The 17,057-nt window shown below is 67.1% G+C and carries 18 protein-coding genes and 2 pseudogenes; 5 read left to right on the plus strand and 15 right to left on the minus strand.

Annotated elements, in window-relative coordinates:
• A partial coding sequence (locus BM228_RS30990; RefSeq protein WP_139234290.1) for an IS5 family transposase occupies positions 1 to 474 on the plus strand: 474 nt, incomplete at its 5' end.
• A 543-nt stretch (positions 475 to 1,017) separates the two neighbouring features.
• On the opposite strand, the gene BM228_RS35665 is transcribed toward BM228_RS30990, so the two are convergent.
• The 3 genes from BM228_RS35665 to BM228_RS35675 all read right to left on the minus strand — a co-directional run bounded on the left by BM228_RS35665 (position 1,018) and on the right by BM228_RS35675 (position 2,326).
• Entirely contained in the window at positions 1,018 to 1,281 is a 264-nt protein-coding gene (locus BM228_RS35665; protein ID WP_244537401.1) for a response regulator, read from the minus strand.
• Positions 1,272 to 1,559: an ATP-binding protein gene (locus BM228_RS35670; protein WP_342030194.1), complete on the minus strand. Its 288-nt coding sequence runs from the start codon at positions 1,557 to 1,559 to the stop codon at positions 1,272 to 1,274. The genes BM228_RS35665 and BM228_RS35670 overlap by 10 nt, the downstream gene beginning before the upstream one ends.
• An 86-nt stretch (positions 1,560 to 1,645) precedes the next feature.
• Complete coding sequence (locus BM228_RS35675) at positions 1,646 to 2,326, minus strand: sensor histidine kinase (RefSeq protein WP_244537402.1); 681 nt, start codon at positions 2,324 to 2,326, stop codon at positions 1,646 to 1,648.
• An 842-nt stretch (positions 2,327 to 3,168) separates the two neighbouring features.
• Between BM228_RS35675 and BM228_RS31000 the strand changes: the two genes are divergently transcribed.
• A complete protein-coding gene (locus BM228_RS31000) occupies positions 3,169 to 4,983 on the plus strand; it encodes a cation:proton antiporter (protein WP_244537403.1) in 1,815 nt (604 codons plus the stop codon).
• 267 nt (positions 4,984 to 5,250) lie between these two features.
• On the opposite strand, the gene BM228_RS31005 is transcribed toward BM228_RS31000, so the two are convergent.
• From BM228_RS31005 to BM228_RS31045, 9 genes are all read right to left on the minus strand, one after another.
• A complete protein-coding gene (locus BM228_RS31005; protein ID WP_092046778.1) occupies positions 5,251 to 5,508 on the minus strand; it encodes a hypothetical protein in 258 nt (85 codons plus the stop codon).
• Positions 5,509 to 5,829: 321 nt separating this feature from the next.
• A complete protein-coding gene (locus BM228_RS31010; RefSeq protein WP_092046780.1) occupies positions 5,830 to 6,063 on the minus strand; it encodes a hypothetical protein in 234 nt (77 codons plus the stop codon).
• Complete coding sequence (locus BM228_RS31015; protein ID WP_139234292.1) at positions 6,063 to 6,299, minus strand: hypothetical protein; 237 nt, start codon at positions 6,297 to 6,299, stop codon at positions 6,063 to 6,065. Before BM228_RS31015 ends, BM228_RS31010 begins: the two co-directional genes overlap by 1 nt.
• An 18-nt stretch (positions 6,300 to 6,317) precedes the next feature.
• Entirely contained in the window at positions 6,318 to 6,467 is a 150-nt protein-coding gene (locus tag BM228_RS34980) for a hypothetical protein (protein WP_167367879.1), read from the minus strand.
• A 337-nt stretch (positions 6,468 to 6,804) separates the two neighbouring features.
• Positions 6,805 to 7,437, minus strand: coding sequence for a TadE/TadG family type IV pilus assembly protein (locus tag BM228_RS31025; RefSeq protein ID WP_092046786.1), 633 nt, complete (start codon positions 7,435 to 7,437; stop codon positions 6,805 to 6,807).
• A 19-nt stretch (positions 7,438 to 7,456) separates the two neighbouring features.
• The gene (locus tag BM228_RS31030; RefSeq protein WP_244537404.1) at positions 7,457 to 8,080 is read right to left on the minus strand and encodes a TadE/TadG family type IV pilus assembly protein; all 624 of its coding nucleotides are present in this window, start codon (positions 8,078 to 8,080) and stop codon (positions 7,457 to 7,459) included.
• Positions 8,081 to 8,134: 54 nt separating this feature from the next.
• Positions 8,135 to 9,226, minus strand: a complete 1,092-nt coding sequence (locus BM228_RS31035) for a TadE/TadG family type IV pilus assembly protein (protein WP_092046788.1) — start codon at positions 9,224 to 9,226, stop codon at positions 8,135 to 8,137.
• Between the two features lie 408 nt (positions 9,227 to 9,634).
• Positions 9,635 to 9,868: a DUF6894 family protein gene (locus tag BM228_RS31040; RefSeq protein WP_092046790.1), complete on the minus strand. Its 234-nt coding sequence runs from the start codon at positions 9,866 to 9,868 to the stop codon at positions 9,635 to 9,637.
• Positions 9,869 to 9,977: 109 nt separating this feature from the next.
• Positions 9,978 to 10,163: a hypothetical protein gene (locus BM228_RS31045; RefSeq protein ID WP_092046794.1), complete on the minus strand. Its 186-nt coding sequence runs from the start codon at positions 10,161 to 10,163 to the stop codon at positions 9,978 to 9,980.
• Positions 10,164 to 10,220: 57 nt separating this feature from the next.
• Here BM228_RS31045 and BM228_RS31050 point away from each other — a divergent pair.
• Both BM228_RS31050 and BM228_RS31055 read left to right on the plus strand, forming a co-directional pair.
• Positions 10,221 to 10,675, plus strand: a pseudogene (locus BM228_RS31050) (LexA family protein).
• Positions 10,672 to 11,169 (plus strand): annotated as a pseudogene (locus BM228_RS31055) (Y-family DNA polymerase); the annotation flags it as partial. The pseudogenes BM228_RS31050 and BM228_RS31055, both read left to right, overlap by 4 nt.
• Before the next feature lie 1,875 nt (positions 11,170 to 13,044).
• Here BM228_RS31055 and BM228_RS31060 read toward each other — a convergent pair.
• The 3 genes from BM228_RS31060 to BM228_RS31070 form a co-directional block, all read right to left on the minus strand.
• Positions 13,045 to 13,251, minus strand: coding sequence for a hypothetical protein (locus tag BM228_RS31060; RefSeq protein ID WP_092046797.1), 207 nt, complete (start codon positions 13,249 to 13,251; stop codon positions 13,045 to 13,047).
• A 503-nt stretch (positions 13,252 to 13,754) separates the two neighbouring features.
• Positions 13,755 to 15,443 (minus strand): methyl-accepting chemotaxis protein, encoded by a 1,689-nt coding sequence (locus BM228_RS31065; protein WP_092046799.1) that lies wholly within the window; start codon positions 15,441 to 15,443, stop codon positions 13,755 to 13,757.
• Between the two features lie 385 nt (positions 15,444 to 15,828).
• Positions 15,829 to 16,722, minus strand: a complete 894-nt coding sequence (locus BM228_RS31070) for an HpcH/HpaI aldolase/citrate lyase family protein (protein ID WP_167367880.1) — start codon at positions 16,720 to 16,722, stop codon at positions 15,829 to 15,831.
• Between the two features lie 65 nt (positions 16,723 to 16,787).
• Between BM228_RS31070 and BM228_RS31075 the strand changes: the two genes are divergently transcribed.
• The coding region (locus tag BM228_RS31075) for a transposase (protein ID WP_139234294.1) at positions 16,788 to 17,057 on the plus strand (270 nt) is incomplete at its 3' end.

Below are 17,057 nucleotides of genomic sequence, written 5' to 3' on the forward strand. Positions count from 1 at the left end.
AAAAGGGGGCCTGCCACCGGTCCGAACCCGACGGACCGCGGCAAGCCGGGCACGAAACGCCACCTCGTCACCGACGCGCGCGGCACCCCGCTCGGCTTCCGCCTAAGCGGGGCCAACCGGCACGACAGCGTCATGATGGCGGCTACCCTCGATGCCATCCCGCCTCTGCGGAGTGGTCGACGAGGACGATCGCGGCGCCGTCCAGACAAGGTGCACGCCGACAAAGCCTACGATGCCAGACCACGTCGGCACGAATGCCGGGCGCGCGGGATCGTGCCACGCATCGCTCGGCGTGGTGTCGAGAGCAGCGACAAGCTCGGTCGCCACCGTTGGGTGGTCGAGCGTACCCACGCCTGGTTCAACCACTTCCGCCGCCTGCCCGTCCGCTCCGAGCGACGCGCCGACATCTACGAGGCCTTCACAAGCCTCGCAGCAAGCCTCATCACCCTCAACCAGATCAAACGGTTCTGTTAGGCGCTCTTAGCGCCAAAAACTCGCCTGCTCCTCGACGAGTGGGCCGATCCGGTTCGTTAAAGAGCACCTATGGCGACGAACAGCTCGCCGCCACGATCCTTCAGGGGTGGTCATGCTATGCGCCTGAGCAACCCGCTCATCGTCGCGATGGATTGGTGGCACATGATACGGGTCCGCCGTGCCACCCACGACATGCGCAGGGCGAACTACTACGCCACCCAGAGCCCGCGGACCCTCCTCGCAGTTGGTCGCGGACCGATCCCGCTCACCTCAGCGGCATGCCGGCGATCCCGGTGTTGTGTCGCTTGGGCGGGCACACAACGCCTACCCATCGGATGCAGCGGACAAGTCGGCCGTTGCATCCACGCCCGCTCCGTCAGTGATGTGAGGGGCACCTCGGGGCGGACGTGGACGGTCGAATGTGAGGTCGACGTCTCGCCACTACCGCGGTGCGGCAAAGCTTGTCTATCACCTATGTGGAAATTCTCACGAACGCCGCTCGCGCATCCCGTGCGGGGAGGGCAGTAGACCGACTCTGCCGCCTTACCATGGATATGAACGTGGGTAGCTACCTAGAGAATGGAGATAAATCACAGTAGTATCCATCCATCGGGCGGACAAATCCGCCGCCCCGAGCGAGGCGCTCAAGGCCGCGTCGACGACAAAGCTGGCCATGACCACGGGGATGCCGACGGTCTCGGGGGCGGCCTTCAGGGCGGCCAGCACGGACCAGCCGTCCCCGTACATCTCGGGCATCACCACGTCGAGCAGGATCGCCCTGGGACTCGGCGCACGCGTCATTCCCAAGCCGCCCCCCTCCCCCCGTCACCCGCCGCCCGTACGGCGAAGCGTTGTCGTTCGAGGAAGCGAATCATCAGCTCGCGCTTGTCGGCCTCGTTATCGATAACGAGCACGAGGTCTTCGGTGCTCGACAGGTTTTCAGGAACCGCCGCCGGGACATCCTCAGCGATCCGTTCGGGGGCGTCAGCGCGTACCCGCAGGGTGAAGGCTGTGCCCGAGCCCTCGACGCCCTCGACGGTGATGTCGCCGCCGAGCAGGTGGGCGAAGGCCCGGCTCAGCGCCAGCCCGAGGCCGGTCCCTCCGAACCTGCGCGCGGTAGTCTCGTCGGCCTATGTGAACCGCTCGAACAGCCGCCCGACCTGTTCCGGGGTCATGCCGATGCCGGCGTCCTCCACGGCGAACCGGAGCCCTCGTCCTTCTCGCGTACGACCCGCAGGGTGATGGTGCCGGACTTGGTGAACTTGGCTGCGTTGGAGCGCAGGTCGAACAGGCACTGGCGCAGCTTCGCCGCATCCGTGCGGGTCTGGCCGACATTCCCCGCGACGTCCAGCGCCAGCACGTTGCCCCTTTTCCCCACCGGTGGCTCGACAATGCCCGCGGCGTCGGTCGCGAAGACGGCGACGTCGATGTCCTCCCGGTAGAGTTCCATCTTCTCGGCCTCGACCTTGGACATGTCGGGCAGGTCGCTGATCAGCCCGAGCAGGTGCTGCGCGTTCGACGTGATCTTGCAGCGGTCCTTCAGCAGGATTTCCTGACCGAGCTCCTCCGCTTCCTCCTCAAGCACCTCGGAGTAGCCGACGACGGCGGACGGGGGCGTCCGATGATCGTGGCTCATGTCGGCGAGGAAGCGGCTCTTGGCGCGGCTGTGCTCCTTCGCGGCTTCCTTGGCGGCCTCGGTGCGGATGTTGGCCTCGGTGAGTTCCGCTTGCTGCCGACGAGGACCCGGTTCGCGGCGTCGAGGCTTTCGAGCGTCGCCTCGTTTCGCACGACAGACCGACGCAGGGCGTCGCAGATCCAGATCATGACCGCGCCGACCGCCGCGTACTGGCACAGCAGGGACAGGTCGACGCCGCTCAGGCTCCCATCCCGCGGTTGGAACCACGTCGCGATCCCGGTCGAGAGTGCGAGGGTCAGCAGACCGGCACCGCGGCCAAAGGGGAGGCTCACGGCCAACAGAACGGGGATATAAAGGAGGAAGGAAGCGACATAGGCGGGCGCCAGGAAGCGCACACATGTCATTATGGCGATGAGCAGTAGCGGCAGGCCGTAGCAAACACCCGAAGATTGTCTTTGACGGGCGAGGCCGACCACCAGGGTTTACAGGCTGCTCATCGCGCACCAGTGTCACGATGGCCGCGGTTTGCAAAGCATCGTGGACAGGATCCTGCCCTTGGCGGCATGCGCGGATGCGTCCCTTGTCGATGCGCATCGCCTGCGCCAGCGCTTGGACAGGTCCAATGTTCCTGGGATCAACACGAAGCTCCCGGTGCGAGGCTGATCCTTCACCGAGGTTGAACATCGGCCGACATCGTCGGGGATCGTTCCCCATCGCAAATAGATATGATTGGACGGTCGACCTCGGTGCCGAATGGTCACTCCTCGGCGCCGTGGGTACGGCGGGTTCCGACGACTGGCGGCGCTGCCGTACCCGGTCGGACGTCGGTCGAGCACCGGTCAATCGGCCGGGTCGGAGGTGCCACCCCGGCGGGGCGATCCGGTCGGAATCGGTTCTCAGCCGCCCAGGTGACCGCGTCCTCTTGGCCCGCGTCATGGATTGTCGGTGTCCCGCATCGTCCGAGGATGGTACGGCGCTCCTCGCTCCGGAGCCCAAGGGTCAGACACCGTGCCGGCTAAACCGAGCGTCGGAACAGGGTGCCGGGCATGGAACACAGCGTGGCGACGGCCGTCCTCGCCATCGTCGGCGGCGGCATGGCCGCCCAGGTGCTCGCGGCGCGGCTGCGCATCCCGGCCATCGTCCTTCTGCTCGCCCTCGGCTTCCTCGTCGGGCCGGTGCTCGGCCTGCTGCACCCCTCGCGGGACTTCGGGCCGAACCTGCGGCCGCTGATCGGCCTGGCGGTGGCCATCGTGGTGTTCGAAGGCGGCCTCGCCCTCGATTTCCGCGAACTCAGGGCCTCGGGCGAGGGGGTGCTTCGGCTAACCGCGTTCGCGCTGCCCATCAACTTCGTCCTCGGTACGCTCGCCGCCCACCTGATCGGCGGGATGATGTGGGGGGCCGCCTCGGTGTTCGGCGCCATCCTCGTCGTCACCGGCCCGACCGTGATCCTGCCCCTCCTCAGGCACGCCCGCCTCGCCCGACGCTCGGCCGCCTTCCTGAAATGGGAGGCCATCGTCAACGACCCCATCGGGGCCATCCTCACCGCGGTCGTCATCGAGATCCTGGTCGGCGTACCCCACCGGGACGGGGAGGCCCCGGCCGCCGCCCTGGCGCTCCACCTGGCCGAGGGGGTGACGGCGGCGGCGGCGCTCGGCGTCGGCTCCGCCTTGCTCGCGGCCTGGGCGTTCCGGCGCGACCTCGTCCCGGAACTCTTGAAGACGCCGGTGTTGCTGGCCCTCGCCCTCGTGGCCTACGTCGTGCCGAACCTGCTGATGCACGAGGCCGGGCTGATCGGCTCCACCGTGTTCGGCGTCGCCCTCGCCAATCGGCACGTGCCGGGCCTGGGGGAGTTGCGGCGGTTCAAGGAGGCGCTCGTCGTCCTGCTGGTGTCGTGCCTGTTCGTCGTGCTGACGGCCGATCTCGACCTCGGTGTCCTCGGCAAGCTCTCCCTGCCCATCATCGGCCTGACCGCCGCGATCCTGTTCGCGGTCCGCCCGGCGGCGATCTGGCTCGCGACGCTCGGCAGCGACCTGTCGCGCCGCGAGCGACTGTTCGTCGGCTGGATCGGCCCGCGCGGGATCGTCGCGGCCGCCGTCGCTGGTCTCGCCGGGCCCCGCCTGAGCGAGGCGGGCTACCCCGGCGGGGACCTGATCCAGCCGACGGTGTTCGCCGTCATCGTCGCGACCGTGCTAGGCCACGGGTTCTCGCTGGCCCCGCTGGCCCGCCGGCTGGGCCTCTCGGCCTCGGCGGACCGGGAGCGAGTAGCCGTGGTCGGTGCATCGCCTTGGGCGAGCGACATGGTTGTCGCGTTGCACGGAGCCGGTGTCCCGATCGTGTTGATCGACACCTATCCCGGCGCGTTGCAGGCTGCGCGGGACGCGGGGGTGCCGACCCTCCAGGCGGAGCTTCTATCCCGCCACGCCGATGAGGGCTTGGCGGACCATCCCCCGGACCACCTGCTCGCGGTGACCCGGGACGAGCTCTACAACGCCCTCGTATGCACGCGGCTGGCCCCGGAGATCGGGCGGGAGCGCGTTTACCAGCTCGCACCTTCGGCCGGCCACCTGCTTCACGAGGACACCGGCGTCAGCCGGGATGCCCGTGGCAAGGTGCTCGGCGATGCCACGACCAGCTTCGACGCCCTGGCGGGGCGGCATGAGGCCGGATGGCGGTTCGTGGTCACTGACGTCGGAACAGAGCGGCATCCTCGCGACATGGCGCTCCTGACCGTCAGTGCGGATGGCGGTCTCGATTTCGTCTCATCCGACCATGAACCCGGTGAACCGGTACAGGGAGACCGCTTCCTCGTCCTGCGTGAATCGAATCACGGAATGGTGGGAGGCGCCGACCTGATCGCCAGCGGGCGCACGTGACGCCACATCTCGTATGACGACGAGGGACGCGGTGGTTCCAACAAGGCACCGGATCACCGCGGGTTGCCCACGTAGCGACCGGTGCTGCCCTGGCTATATCGCATAACGGCCAACGCTACTTGCTCCGCGTCATGCTTACGGCAGGGTCACGGGAACCGGTCGGGTAGATCAAGCTGGTCATGATATCTCGGAAGCGCGCCACGTCGTGACGCTCAGTTTCGGGTTCAAAGACTTGGACGAGGCGTTCCAAATCAAGATGGCTTAGATTTAAATAACGGCCGGCGCCGGATTTTCAGCCCAGAAGGAGGCGGCCGGTTCGAGCGGGATCCAGGTGAAGATCTGGTAGGACAAAACGACCACCTTGTGGGCGTACAGGCCCACCCGGATGCTCTGCCAGCCCAGATCAGCGCAGCCTGTCCGCATGATCCGAAAGACGGGGACGGAGCCCTTGGGCTTGTCGTAGACCTGGAAAAAGACGGCGGGTGGGCCGGCGACGAAATCGAGCGTCATGTTCTTGTGGGCCATGTACTGGCGCAGGTCCCGAACTCGACCGGCACGTCCGCGACCTGGAGCAACTCCGGCGCCTAGGCGCTGATCGGGCCGTCCATCGTGGCCAACTGCTTGACCCGCGCGATCCGTTCTTTGACCCGGTACGGCATCGTGGCGGAGCGACCCGTACTCGGGCCGCCGGGGCGCGCGGAAGGAGAGGTCCGCGAACATGAACTCGACGGGGCGCGAACTGCGTGATGATCGCCCCGCGGAGCAGGTGCACCGTTCAGGGAATCGTTTCTTCGGAATCACCCGCGTCGATCACCACGGCTTGGATCTCGTCCATGACGCGGACGCCTACCGCGCGAAGAACCCGAAGGCGGGTGCCCTCGGGTCGTCGAAGCATATTCTGACGACGCGCTCGCCGATCGAGCAGACCTTGCGCAGGTGCGCCGTGTGGCCCTCGTCGGCCCGACGCGCCTTGCGCACTTCGGCGAACCACCCGTCGTCGAGGGTCGCCTCGACCATTCCCGCCCGCTCCAGGTCGTTCGCCGGGGCGATCCAGGAAGTCGGGGGCATCGAGGCGTACATCAGCTCCGTAAGTGGAGCGGCGCCGCAACGTCACCTCCGACGATCAGGAGTCCCGGTTCGGTCAGCAGGCGGAAGTGTGCGCGGTAGAGTGTTTGCAGGAGGTGCGGTCCCGATTCCGTCAGCGCGTCCAGAGCGCCCGCGATCTCCAACCGTGCGCTCGTCGGCAGATCGGCGACGCCCAACTCCGCCACGGCGCGCGAGAAGGCGTCAGCCATGCGCGGGTTGGTCTCGCCCAACGTCCGGCCGATCGCCGCCTAGGCGGAGAGTTGGTATACCTCGTCGGCCACCAGCCGTTCGCTGGTGCCGCCCTCCAGCCGGTCGATGCGCTCACCGAGACCGGCGAGCAGGCGGTCCGTCAAGCGCACGTTCGCGAATTGGATCGCGGTTTGCCCCAGGTCGAACACCAGCGCCGCCCAGGGATGCTGCTGATCGCGGCCTTGGCACTGATCACACCGACCTTCTGAAGCACCTGCGCGCCCGCGCCCGTCGGGGTAGGGGTATCCTCGTGCGGGACGATGCCCTCGCTCATCTAATTGGCCTCACCAACAAGATCAGAGGAGAATGCCAGTTCAACCCGGAAGGCATTTGGCGAAGTTACCCGGGATTTCTCCCCACTGGCCGAGAATGGTTGCCCCCGCTGGTTCATCGGTCCCATCGTCGCCCTTCAAGGCCGCCGCCCCCGGAACCCGGTTGGCGAAGTTCTCAGCCTTCTTCAAGTTGCGCGACGTAATCCTCCGGGGTTCACGCGCACGCCTTACCGTTCGGCAGCACCACTTCGTTATAAGTGGTCTTGTAGGTTTGGCCGCCCCGTACCGGCCAGGGCACGCTTGCCTTGAATGTGAACTGGTTGCTCGCCCCACCGACCAGCCGCATCACGTTGCTGCCGAACATCGCAGGGTACGGGACGCCCACCTCGGCCAGCACGTAGCGCATCCCCGCCAACTGGAAGCCCTCCGGCACCTTCAGGTCGGTCGCCGTCCCGACTGCCCGCGCCGTACCGTTATCCGTGGCGTAGCTCGAACACACCCGTGGCTGCTGACCGGCGCCATCGATGGTCACACCGAGCACGCTGACCACGATCCTGGCTGCACTGTTGGGGTACGGCGTAAGCACGAGTTTGGCCGACGCCAGGATGTCGGTCATCGTCGCCGACGCCATCGTGGCCTGGGTGTCCCCCTGCGCGGTGAGATCCGCCACCGCACGCGCCAGCAGGGTGACCTTGCGGTAGTGGTCGATCGCCCGTCCGAACTCCGTCACACCGAACAGCAACGCAAGCATGACCGGCAGGATCAACGCGAACTCGATCGCCGACACGCCGCGATCATCATCTCGGAAGCCTGCGACCGCCCGATCGTGCCGGATCATCCCACGCATCGATTGCCTCCCATCCAGTTCAGCAACCCTGCCCCGACGATGTGTCGTAGGGCTCGGTTCGAAACACTGCCGTGGATTGCAGCAGCCGCGCGCCATCGCTGAAGCCGGGTAGCCCCGCGTAGAGAAAGCTGAACGCGACGCGGTACTTGACCGCTGCGGTGAAGACCACGATCGCTCCCGGCTGCGCGCAGGCGTAGTTCGTGCCGAAGCCTTTGGTCCAGTCGCCGGTTTTCGTGTCCAGCGGCGTCGGCACGGTGCCGTTGGCGAAGGAGTTGCTCAAGGCGACGCTGAGCTTCAGCGTATTGCAGTCGAACACGGTGGCGACACGCGACGTGCTGGTGCCGCACATGGCGGTTTTGATCTTGGAAAGCAGGGTGCTGGCGTCGGTCTGTCCGGTGTTCGCCGTCTGGAACTGGCCCGTATAGATTGTTCGACCGGCGCGCTGGAGTGCATCGTCCAGATTGCACGTCGCCCAGACCATCAGGGTCGTCTGAAGGATCACCGCAAGCAGGGATAGGAACGGCAACGCCACCAGCGCGAATTCGACCGCGGTTGCACCATCCTCCGTCTGGGAGAACCGGGAGATGGCTGAATTCTTGATCGACGAAAGTGGGCGATCAGCAATATTTGAATGACAATACATGCGAAGCGCTCGGGATAAGTTGCATGTTGCAACGTTGTGCATCATTCCGATAGGCTATTCAACGATCCGAAGCTTCTTATCGGAAACTTTTACGAGCGTTGGACACGAGACGATGACGCGAATATCATCATAATCGCGGTCACTGCCAGCGTTTGGCGGCCGATCCTCCCATCCGTAGTACATATACTTGCCGTCGCTACAACTCGTCGCCGCGGTGGCGGGATTGTGTGTCGTGTGGCTATTGGGCAGGATGCCGCCGCTCGACTTGCTCTTGCACTGGCTGAGATTGTCGCAGACGATCGTCTCTAAGATAGGATTGGCATTCATGTCGAGCGAAGTCAGACTGCCGCTTGCATAGACGCGATAGCCTTTCATACTCATCGACTGGATACGCAGGCCGGTGTCGATGGTGGTGTCGGTGTAATATTGATAGATCTCCTGGTTCTTGTCGTCCCAGGCCGAGCGCGTGTCGCGTGCATTGCGGACGTTGCGAAGCATGTAACTCGGGGCCTCGTTGGCTCCGCAGACCGGCATGGTATTCTTTGAGTAGTCGGTCGGCGGGCTGCCGTTGTCAGCGACGGCGACCATGCCCCGGCGCCCCTTGTCAGCCTCGGCCTGCCTCTTCGGATCGGACGAGTAGCAGTACATGTAGATCCGGTTGTAATCGGCGGCCTCAGGCGAAAGCTGGCTGACCGTTGGCGGGGCGGTCTGGTAGACCGGCGCGACACGATTGACGGTGGTCGCGGTGCTGACCGTGATCTGCCGGGGCATGCCGGGCAGAAGGTGAAGCAGGCTGGTCTTCAGAGTGGTCGAAATTGTCACTCGATAGTTCGAGCCATCGATCCACGTGCCGTTGACCTGGAAGCCGCTGGACGTGTTGACCGCGCCGAGTCGAGACGTGAGTTGAGCGCTGGCGAGGCGCAGTCCCTCGGTGGCTGCGGCGACCGTATCCGCGTTGGCGACAAGCAGTGCGGTGGCATCAGCGATGCTAGACTCGACGGCGCGGACGCGCACGGCGTTGCCGTAGTCGATGGCAAGCCCCCCGGCACCGAGGAGCACGGGTAGGCTGAAGCCGAAGATCACCACGACGTTGCCGGTGTCACACCTCTTGAGAGACGCCAACCTGTCCGCGATCGCCTGTCGCATGGATACCTCCCAGCGCGACCGATCCTCGAAACCGAGCGGGCGTTACTGAATGCAGCAACACGAATGCGTGATCAATCTTAAAAATCAGTTGTGTTTCCTGTAAGCTCTAATCTCTATAGTGAATATTATCTATCCATCTAAATTATAATTAAATATTCCTTAAAATGGATTGAACGTTGCAGGCCGTTGTACCAATCAGTCCGACGGTTTCGTCGTCGGCCGCGGAATTCAAGGTCGCTGCCTCCGGCAGTTGATCGGTGAGGTTCTCAACCGACTTCGGCGCACCGCTCTCTGACGGCGCCTGTTCTTGGCGAGCGGGGCGAAAACGCTTCCGATGACTCTCGGATGGCTGCACGATGCAGGTGATTTTCAGGGCTACGCTGGGCCTCCCGTCGTCCGTCACGTTGATCAGCCTACTACGTGCACCTCGGTGGAGGCGTGCAACAGCACCCGGCGGCCCTTGAGATCACGCACATCGACGAACCACTCCGACCAGTCTGGGCGGTCGCCGCCGGTCATCAGCGCCAGGGCGACCCTATCCGCGTGCGCTCGGATCGCCGCCCTGCGCGGCATCCAGCATCCCTCAAGGTCGAGTTCCGCATTGCCGATGCCGATGCAGTGGAAGCGGCGGAGCCGTGCCATGCCAGCCCATTTAGCCCCGACTTTACACCCGTCCAAGCCGTTTGGCAGCGTCACGCGAATCACGGTTGAACTACGCTCGTCGGCAGTACTTGTTTGCTTTGTGTTCCAATCAAGGACGGAACCGCTGGACCTTCGGCCACAGAAGTTGCCAGTTGACGCGCGCCGCGCGGAGGTCGAAGCCGTCGCCGCAGCTTGCCGGCACCTGCACGGAGGTGACGATCGAGCGGCGCTGCTTGCGGCGATCACCGATGGTCTTGCCGATCTGGACGTGGCCAAGCGCCGGGTCGAAGTACAACTTCGGTAGGTTTCCCGCTGCTACGTCCGCGCCGACATCCCTGAGCGCTGAGCCGGGATGTCTGGCCATCGCATCGATGAACTTCTTGTCGGCAGTCCTGACGCGGTACGGGTGCCACTCATCGGGCGGGCCCTGTGCGCGGGCTTTCCTCCCCCAGCCCACGGCTTCGTGGAGGGGGCGCTCGAACTCCCCCGCTGGCTGGTGCCGGACCCGCCCGCGACCTTCCTGTGGCGGATATCCGGTTCGTCGCTGTGGGGGGGGCGGGTATCTTCGATCGCGATCTCGCTATGGACCGCAGCCTCACCGCGGGTCACGGCCGCGTGGTGGCGGCGGCGATCGACGGGCAGATGAGCGTCAAGCGGCTGGAGGTCACCGGCAACCTCGCCCGGTCAGCCTTCTGCAACGCGGACCTGCCCGCCTTCGCGGTGGGGGAACTCGGCGACGGCGTGATCTGGGGCGTGGTGCGCTTCTCCATCCGCTCACACGTAGCGCGGGACCGTCTGTCGTCGTGAGCGGACCAGGGAACCGCTTGGATGACCGGATCCGTGGCTGCCGGGCCTACCCCCATATCGACGGCAACAGCTTCTACTGCTCGTGCGAAAGGGTGTTCGACCCGAAGCTTACTGAGATGCCGGTGATCGCGCTGTCGAACGACGACGGGTGCGCCCTTGCCCAAACGGCCGAGGCCAAGTCGCTTGGGATCAAGATGGGCGACCCGTACTTCAAGATCCATGAGATGTGCCGCCGTCAAGGCGTATGGGTGTTCTCCTCGAACTACACGCTATACGGCAACATGTCGGCCAGGGCGAACGCGGTCTATCGGGACTTCTCTCCGCGGGTCGAGATCTAATTCGCCGACAAGCACTTCCTTAATCTCGACGATGTTGCGGGGAGCCTGCGGGTCGAACTCGATCGCGATCTACGGGCGACCGTCCGGGCCTGGACCGGCATTCCGACCTGCGTCGGCATCGGCCCAACGAAGACCTCGGCCAAGCTCGCCAACCACAGCCGGATGCTGAAAGGGCCGCCCCTGGGACGGTCGCCAAGCCGCGCTCGGAGCCGACCAGGGTGTCGTCGCACGGAGTCTGCCCGGACGCGGGGGCAGGTCGAGCCCATGTTCGATGGCCGGCGGTCCTCGGCCCGGCACGAGCCGGTCGGGGCCCGGCGGGCGACGTCAGCGATGCCTGGCGGATGTCGGCCAGAGTCGCGTCCCCCGAGCCCGGTCCCGGGCGGGGCGGCCCTTGGAACGCCCCATCTCATCCTCGGACCCCGGATCGTGCCGGGGAAGACCGTCGCATCCCGCTCCTTCGCAGGGCCCAAGGCGACGAGGCGGACTTCATGCCTGCGGACGGAAGATACTTCCGGCGCCTCCGATCGACGCCCTTCCGCAGCCCCCCACCGCGCCGGGAACATTACGGCGGCCGGAACCGCGTCCCGTCGGCATGGGTCGGTGCCCTCCGCCGGACTCTGCCCGACGAAGTCTTCCACGCCGGTCGGGGCCGATCTCGACCCCGCCTATCCGCGACGTCCCCGATCCATGACGGCCGACGATCCCGGATCGATGGCGAGGACAGAGGGCCTAGCGATACCCACATGCCGACATGCGAGCAAAAAAGGATTCTAAGATTCTGTTTCTTTTGTTGGGCCGATGAACGGTGGGCGCGCGAACGGGTCCACAGGCCGTCCCCGCTGGAGCGCCGTTAATGGCGCCTTAAAGGATTTGCTCCATCTTGCGAGAATAGGCTGGTCCGACAGCGACTTGTCGGCAACGTGCGCCGTCCGCATGCGCGGCGCGTCCGGATTCTCCCAATCCGGCGGATTCTGCGCATCCCGCACGTTTCCCTGTGAACGGCTTTGTCGATGACCTGCGCCGCCGGGACCTCGTTGCCGCGGAAGGCAGTGGTTTCTCCCCAAGTATCCACGTCGCGCACGGCAGGTTGTGGATGACGGGTCCCCGGGGGCGGCGGCCACCCCGCCCTGCATCCGTGGCATGAACCTGGCTGGTGCACGGGCGGCCCACGATCGGAACCGACGGCTCGTGGGCGACGCGGCCGAAGTCGCGATTGTGTCGGGGACCGCTCCCGTCGGCTGGCGAGGAGGGCGCCGTGATCCCCGACTATGGGTGCGTTCCGTTTTCGGCACGGCCCTGCCCGGTCGTTCGACCGGCAGCGGGCGTATGCTCCTTGAGCGCCTTCGTGGCTCCCGTGCCGGGATTGCTGGCGCTCCGGCAAAGCATGCGTCCTTCCTCGATCGCCCTGAGGGACCAGGAGATGCCATCGTCGGGGTCCCCCATCCGCGGCGGGCGCTCGCCCTTCGCGGCTTCCCGCAGGGACAGATGCTCGACCAGCGCGAGTGAAGCGCCCGCACGGCACCAGCCACCGGGCGTGGCCAAGCGCCGGAGCCAGGATCCGGTCGAACCGATCCGGCGGCGCGTTGACGGCGATCGCCACGTCCGGCCCCCGTGCCGTTGGATGCTCGGAGCTCCAGGCATCCGTCGCGTATCCGCATCGCCGCGCGAGTGTATGCCTGTCGGTTGGCGGATGGCGCCCGCCTCGGTCCGCCGGATGGTAATCACACGCCGCGACCCGGTCGAGGGCGGCGCATGCACTATGGCGCGCGCTCGCCTCCACCTTCAAACGATCGGCGATCTTCAGAGGACCTCGTCCCGGTCCGGCCCCACCACCATGCATCCCGCTTCTCGCTTGGCGTCCCGAGCCAGGATCGAAACGCTCCCTCGGCGTCCGACCGGTCGGACGCTGGCCCGATTCCGGCCGACGGGCCACGGCGCGTCGTCGACGCCTAGCAGAGGAGCCTGGCGGCCGGCCCTGCCGGCGAGGGGGCGCCCGATGGCGCGGCCGCCCGGCATCGATTCCCCTGATTCCTATCCTTCCGGGGCGCACCGCCCTTGGGCGTGAATCTCGGCGATCTCGCAACGCTTGGCGTCCGGGTCGGTCATCACGATCGTCCAGACATCGGCGGCCGGCCGGATCCAAAGGCAATGCCCATGCTCTTCGGCGAGTTTCCTTACCCCGGAGAGCGCCTCGACCTCGCCGGCGCCGAAAGGGGCACGTACGACCGTACTGCCCATGCCGAACCTTCGCCTCCTCGTTCGGACCTCTGTCTCGTCCGGCGGCCGAGGCCCTGTACCCGCGCCGATCGACGTGGGCGGGGGGCCCGGGGCCGTTTTTCCCGGTCGGGGCGTACACGACACACTCGCCGCTGCCGGGCTCCGCAGCGTGTCGCCGCCCCGGCGATCGTGACGCCGTCCGGACTGCGGTCGATCACGCCGTGCGGCGATCCGCGGCGGCGACCCTGGCCACAACGACGCCCGCGGATCGGGGGAGCCGATCCGGGCGTGCCGACAGGGGCCGTCGGCATCCGTAATCCTTCACCGCCCGGCTCATCCGCGACGCGTGGAACGCCCGCCCCCGCGCGAGCCAGCCCCGGCGAGGGTCCGCCGCGGTGGCCGCCGATCCGAACGCCGCACGTGGCGCCGGGGCCGGCGCCACGCCCCCTCATCCGCGGGCCGAAGCGGCCCGAAGCCCGGTCGGGTTCGGATCGCCTGCGACGCGCGGGCGCCGGCCTGGCGCCTCAAGCCGCGCGTACGGTGGCCAGGAAACGCCCGACCTCGACCGAGAGGTGCTCGGACTGGCGCGACAGCTCCGAGGCTGCGTCCAGGACCTGGGCCGCCGCGGAACCGGTCTCCTCGGCCGCGAGCGCGACGCCCGATATGTTACCGGTCACCTCCGCGGTGCCCGCCGCGGCCTGTCCGACGTTCCGCACGATCTCCTGCGTCGCCGCGCCCTGTTCCTCGACGCCGGCGGCGATCGAGGTCGTGACGCCGCTGATCTCCTGGATGCGGGCCGCGATGGCGCCGATCGCGGACACGGCGTTCCCCGTCGAGGCTTGGATGCGGGCGATCTGCCCGGAGATCTCCCCGGTGGCCTTCGCGGTCTGCTCGGCGAGCGCCTTGACCTCGGCGGCCACGACGGCGAAGCCCTTGCCCGCCGGTCCGGCGCGGGCGGCCTCGATCGTGGCGTTGAGCGCGAGCAGGTTGGTCTGGCCCGCGATGCCGGAGATCATGCCGGCCACGTCCCCGATGCGCGCGACCGCCGCGCTGAGTTCCTGCACGAGGGCCGCGGTCTGATCCGCCTCGTCGACCGCGCTTCGCGCGAGGCTTGCGGACCCGTCGACCTGCCGCCCGATCTCATGCACGGACGAGGCGAGCTCCTCGGCGGCGGCGGCCACGGTGGTGACGTTGCCGGTGGCCTCCTGGGCGGCTGCGGCGACGGCGGAGGACTGGGTTGCCGTCTGGGTCGCCGTGGCGGTCATCGCCTGGGCCGTCGCCTGCAGCTCCGTCGCGGCGGCCGAGACCAGCCCGATGATGCCGCCCACCGCGTGCTCGAAGCCGTCGGCCATCTGGCGCATGCCCGCCTTGCGCTGCTCCTCGGCCGCCAGGCGCGCCTGCGCGGTCTCCGCCTCCAGGGCCTTCATGCGGGTCAGGCCCTCCTTGAACACCTGGACCGCGTCCGCGATCGTGCCGATCTCGGTCCGGGTGCCCTGGTGCGGGATGGTCGCCGAGAGGTCGCCGTTCGCCAGCGCCTGCATCGGCCGCACCACCGCGTCGATGCTCCGGGTCACGCCGCGCGTGATCGCCAGGGCCGCCGCCCCGGAGAGCGCGAGACCGGCGATCATGCCGGCGATGCCCCAGAACCACGTGCTCTCGTACGTGGCCTTGCTCCTGGCCTGGGCCTGGAGGGCGCCCTCGTCGCTCAGCGCGGTCAGCTTGTCGAGCGCGGTCGAGGCGGCGCGGCGCGGGGCGAGACCCTGGCTCTCGTACAGCGCGAACGCCTCGGCCTTCCGCCCCTGGCGCGACAGGCTCACCACCGCCTTGCGGATGACGTCGAACTTCCGGAACTCGTCGACGAAGGTCCCGTAAAGCGCCCGCTCGTCGGGCGAGACGATCAACGTCTCGTAAGTCGCCAGCTTCCCGCTGAACTTGCCGGCGTAACGCTCGTCGTCTGCCTCGATCTTGCCCAGCATCGCCGGATCCGTCGTCTGCGTGTGCCGAAGCATGGATCCCGAGATGCGGGAGGTGAGCGTGTCGATCTCGCCCAGCGTGCGAACGCTCGGCAGCCAGGTCGCCTCGACCTCCAGCGCCTGCTCGCGCATCCTCTGGGTGCCATGGAGCCCGAGCAGGCCGACAGCAACCAGGAGCAAGGCCAAGGTCGAGAAGGTCGCGACCAATTTCGTACGGATGGAGAAGGCTTGGAACGACACCGTCGACCTCGAACGTGAGGCGATCGCGAATTGCCGCGCTCGCCGGGAATAAATTTCGTACGAAAAACGTAACGAATTGTTGTGCGTACGCCGTGCCGACCGGGCGGCCGCATGGCCGCGCAATCCATCGCTTCCCGTCCGGCGATCGGCCATGGCCCCCAAGCCAGCGACCTACGACATGATCCCAAGCCGAACGGCCGGACCCTGGCATCGAGGAATTCGCGGTCGGGATAGACGACGCGCTACGTCGCGAAGACTGATTCCAGTGCACGCGGATCGGAGGCGATGGCCGTCCCGATCGAGATCGGGGCGGCATGACGCGGGCCTCCGGCAGGTCGAGGGCCCGAACCGCGCGGAAACGCACCGGTCACGGATAACCCTCGGCCTAGGCGGCCGGCTGCGGCTTGCGGGCGCCAAGGCGGTCCGCGAGCGACAGGACACGCTTCGCCTGCATGGCCACCGGGATGTCGATCATCTGCCCGTCGACGGCGACGGCGCCGCTGCCGCTCGCGACCGAGCGGTCGAAGGCCTCGACGATGCGCCGTGCCTTCGCCACCTCATCGGCGGACGGCGCCAGGGCCTCGTCGGCCATGGCGACCTGCCGGGGATGGATGCAGAGGATGCCGGTGTAGCCGAAGGCGTTCGCGGCGCGCGCCAGCGCCTTGAAGGCGGGCTCGTCGTCGATGATGCCGACCGAGCCGGGGACGCCGAAGACGGCGAGCCCCCGGCCCCGGGCCGCGATCGCCACCGCCTGGGCCGGCATGGCCATGGACTCGAAGGTGGCGCGGGTGCCGATCGCCGAGGCGTAATCCTCCGAGCCGAAGCCGAGCGCGACGACGCGCGGGGTCGCCGCCGCGATCTCGTCGAGGGCGCGCATCGCGGCCGGATGCTCGATCACCGCGATGATGCCGATGCTGCGCTCGGGCAGTCCGGCGGCCCGCTCCGCGACCGCGAGCGCCCCGTCCACGAACTGGCAGAGGCCGGCGCCCTCGACCTTTGGCAGGATGATGGCGTGGACGCCGGCGATCGCCGCGGCGCGGATGTCGTCCACGAGACGGCCGGGATCGTTGTTGACCCGAACCACGGTGGTGAGCCCCTGCTCCGCGAGGCTCGCCACGGAGCCGGCGAGCTTGCCCCGCGCCGCGTCCCTGTTGGACGGGGCGATGGCGTCCTCCAGGTCGAGGATGATCGCGGCCGCGCCGCGCTTGTGCGCGCCGGCCACCATCCGCTCGGCGTCGACCGGGATGAACAGGAAGGTTCCGATCTCGGTCCAGTTCATGACCTGACCGGCTGGCTTTGGACCGGGCTGATTGAGAGGATCAGCCAGGACCAGAGGAGTTGGGGATGAAGCGAGGACAGAGGCCAAGTGCGGAGCAGGTCGTGCTGATGTTGCGCCAGATCGAGGTGCAGACGGCCCAGGGAAAGAGCATCGCCGTTGCATGCAAGGAAGCGAATGTCTCCGAGCAGAGTTACTACCGCTGGCGTAAGGAGTACGGCGGCCTGAAGGTCGATCAAGCTAAGAAGATGAAGGATCTGGAGCGCGAGAACGCTCGATTGCGGCGGCTGGTAGCCGACTTGTCCTTGGAGAAACAAGTTCTAGCGGACGTCGCCTCG

The sequence above is a fragment of the Methylobacterium pseudosasicola genome (assembly GCF_900114535.1).
Classification (GTDB): domain Bacteria; phylum Pseudomonadota; class Alphaproteobacteria; order Rhizobiales; family Beijerinckiaceae; genus Methylobacterium; species Methylobacterium pseudosasicola.

Excerpts from the sequence above, each read along its gene's own strand:
- BM228_RS31040 (WP_092046790.1), bottom strand. The coding sequence starts at position 9,868 with ATGGCACGGCTCCGCCGCTTCCACTGCATCGGCATCGGCAATGCGGAA.
- BM228_RS31025 (WP_092046786.1), bottom strand. The coding sequence starts at position 7,437 with ATGCGTGGGATGATCCGGCACGATCGGGCGGTCGCAGGCTTCCGAGAT.
- BM228_RS31005 (WP_092046778.1), bottom strand. The coding sequence starts at position 5,508 with ATGGCCCACAAGAACATGACGCTCGATTTCGTCGCCGGCCCACCCGCC.
- BM228_RS31070 (WP_167367880.1), bottom strand. The coding sequence starts at position 16,722 with ATGAACTGGACCGAGATCGGAACCTTCCTGTTCATCCCGGTCGACGCC.
- BM228_RS31060 (WP_092046797.1), bottom strand. The coding sequence starts at position 13,251 with ATGGGCAGTACGGTCGTACGTGCCCCTTTCGGCGCCGGCGAGGTCGAG.
- BM228_RS31030 (WP_244537404.1), bottom strand. The coding sequence starts at position 8,080 with ATGTATTGTCATTCAAATATTGCTGATCGCCCACTTTCGTCGATCAAG.
- BM228_RS31010 (WP_092046780.1), bottom strand. The coding sequence starts at position 6,063 with ATGTACGCCTCGATGCCCCCGACTTCCTGGATCGCCCCGGCGAACGAC.
- BM228_RS31035 (WP_092046788.1), bottom strand. The coding sequence starts at position 9,226 with ATGCGACAGGCGATCGCGGACAGGTTGGCGTCTCTCAAGAGGTGTGAC.